Genomic DNA, 737 nt, shown 5'->3' with positions numbered 1-737 from the left:
GCTTTGCGTGTACCGGTTACGTTTTTTTTCCACAGGCATGACTTGAAGCATCCGCGCGACAGGGGCACCACGGAAGTTGAGTATCTTTAGCGGGAAAATCACACGCCAACCCGGCCAGCTACTCAAGAGCGTATTTGATCGGAAGCTCCACCCAGGAATCCACGGCACGGCCCGACTTTGTTCTGGCCGGGTTGAACTTGAACTTTTTCACGCCTTCGATTGCGGCCGCATCCAGCGTGGCAGAACCCGAGCTTTGACGGAGCCGCACCTCGCCGGCGTTGCCGTTCGCCAAAACTTCCACTCGCAACCTGACAACGCCCTGCTCGTCAAGGCGCCTGGCACGCGCTGGATACGCAAGCCTTGGCGAATCGGCCTGGCTGGCGGGCCGCACAATTTCATCCGGGCCGGTGACACAAGCTGTCAGCGCCATCGACAGAGGGAAAAGGAAGAAGATGCAGAAAACGCGAAGCAGGTATTTCATTGGTACCGGGTATGGATTGCAACTGGACAAAACTCAAACGCCTTCCAGGCAGCCAAAAAGCCTCACAGATCAAGCCAGCTTGGAACCTGGCTGAAAAATACCATGGGAATCCTGCAAGCAAGACTGTTGTGCAACCCAAACCAACTGCACGCAAACCAGCCAAACGGCATGAGCAGCATCAGCAAGATGAAAGCGTCAGTCAAATAGGCGAAAGGCCGTCTCTTTCGGATCTGGATGATGAGATCGATCAGGAACG

2 protein-coding genes are annotated in these 737 nt (G+C 55.4%); one reads left to right on the top strand and one right to left on the bottom strand.

Features of this window, described 5'->3' with window-relative positions:
- Positions 1-118 precede the first annotated feature (118 nt).
- Positions 119-481, bottom strand: a complete 363-nt coding sequence (locus AC1DWI_RS25250; protein WP_477669312.1) for an energy transducer TonB — start codon at positions 479-481, stop codon at positions 119-121.
- Positions 482-492: 11 nt separating this feature from the next.
- Here AC1DWI_RS25250 and AC1DWI_RS25245 point away from each other — a divergent pair.
- The coding region (locus AC1DWI_RS25245; RefSeq protein WP_477726195.1) for a hypothetical protein at positions 493-737 on the top strand (245 nt) is incomplete at its 3' end.

It is taken from the genome of Polaromonas sp. P3_C2 (assembly GCF_056402675.1).
The sequence above is the reverse complement of the archived record's forward strand: the minus strand, read 5'-3'. Positions and strand labels throughout refer to the sequence as shown.